1 protein-coding gene is annotated in these 1962 nt (G+C 39.3%); it reads right to left on the minus strand.

The window, feature by feature from the left end; translation table 11 throughout:
* Positions 1-95: 95 nt before the first annotated feature.
* Positions 96-1883: a 1,4-alpha-glucan branching protein GlgB gene (glgB, locus tag T529_RS0111580; protein ID WP_274518645.1), complete on the minus strand. Its 1788-nt coding sequence runs from the start codon at positions 1881-1883 to the stop codon at positions 96-98.
* Positions 1884-1962: the final 79 nt, after the last annotated feature.

Consider the following 1962-nt stretch of genomic DNA (forward strand, 5'->3'; position numbering starts at 1 on the left):
CACAGTTTTTTAAAGCGAATTTAAAATTTGTCAGCTAAGACCCCACGATTTCTTAAAGCGAAATTCGTCAAACCCCACGATTATTTAAAGCGCCATTATTTAATAAGATAAGCTTTGGCAGATAATGGATCCAACGTGAATGTCTTTGTATGACTTATATCAAACGCATCCTCTGCATCATTTTCTCCGCCATAGATTTTCGCATTGCTGTCAAGCAATGGAATAAAATGTTCTTGCTGAGCATTTGAATAATCATAAGTCTGTTCTTCACTTGAGAAGTTGAAGAAGAAGATGGTACGTTCGCCCTCACAGCGTCTTTCAAAGACATAAACCGCTTTATCTTCCTGGTGACAATCAATCCATTCAAAACCTGATAAATCATAATCATGTGCACTTAATGAAGGATGTTCAAGATAGAGCTTTGATAAATCCTTAAAATAATGGTTGAAAGCATCATGGAGTGGATATTTTAATAGATCCCAGTCCTGTTCACGTTTTTCATCCCATTCCCTAAACTGGGCAATTTCATTTCCCATGAAGTTGAGCTTCTTGCCTGGATGAGCAAACATGTACATATAGAACGCTCTGGCATTCTTGAATTTATCTTCATATTCGCCATACATCTTATCGATGATGGTCTTCTTGCCATGAACAACTTCATCATGTGAGAGTGGTAATAAGTAATGTTCATTATAGAAATAATACATTGAGAATGTCAGTTTATGATAATTCTCTTTTCTTTCAGCACTTGTCTTTTTGAAATAATCAAGCGTATCATTCATCCAGCCAAGATCCCACTTATAATCAAAGCCAAGACCGCCTTCTTCAAGCTTCTTTGTGACACCAGGATAGCTTGAGGAATCTTCCGCAAAGAGAAGGGCATGAGGCAAACGCTGCTTTAAGCCCCCATTAAAATTCTTGATGAAATTCACTGTTTCATTATTTACGCCACGATTACTGTCACCCTGCCAGAAAATAAGATTGCTGACAGCATCTAGTCTTAAGCCATCAAAATGGAATTCCTTGAGCCAGTAATAGCCTGAAGAATTCAAGAAACTACGAACATCCCCACGGCTATGCTGGAAGTTACATGTCCCCCACTCACTCTTGCCAACAGCATCATTTGGATAGTTGTAAAGCGGTGTGCCATCATAGTTGTTGAGGGCAAAGCCATCAATCGCAAAATGCACAGGAACAAAGTCTAAAATGACACCAATTGAGGCCTGATGACAAGCATCAATGAGATAACGCAACTGGTCAGGTGTGCCATAACGTGATGTTGGGGCAAAATAGCCGGTTGGCTGATAACCCCAGGAAGCATCATTTGGGAATTCCGTTATAGGCATCAGTTCAAGATAGTTATAATTATTCTCCTTGCAGTATTTTACAAGCATCTCGGCTAGCTCTTCATAGTTATACCATTCATCATCTTCTTTTAAATGCCAGCTGCCAAGATTGACTTCATAGATATTCATTGGTTCATGTTCACTATGATCTTTGCGATTGAACCATTCTTCATCATGGAATGCATAGCTTGATGTAAAGATACGGCTAGCTGTAGCTGGACGCACTTCTGCCCATGAGGCATAAGGATCGCAATGATCAATAAAATCATAGTCGTTTGTATAAATACGATACTTATAGAGATCACCTTCAGCAGCAGGAACGCTCGCCTCATAGAACTGGCCATTAGCGATTGGATGCATTGGCACTTCCGTCCAGTCCGAGAACGAACCAATGAGGGATACATGCTTAGCGCTAGGAGCATACGTTCTAAACGTGACATGATGGTCATGGGCGCGATGGGCACCAAGATACGTATACATTTCAAATTCATTACCATTATAGAAATCACTTAAATTCATATTCTCACGTATACTCAATTTAAGGTTAGAATTGAGTATTTTTCCTTTCTAGCCGAATTAAGAATGATATCATCTACGGCCATTGATGATATAATTT

The organism is Sharpea azabuensis DSM 18934, from assembly GCF_000702165.1.
Classification (GTDB): Bacteria; Bacillota_I; Bacilli_A; order Erysipelotrichales; family Coprobacillaceae; genus Sharpea; species Sharpea azabuensis.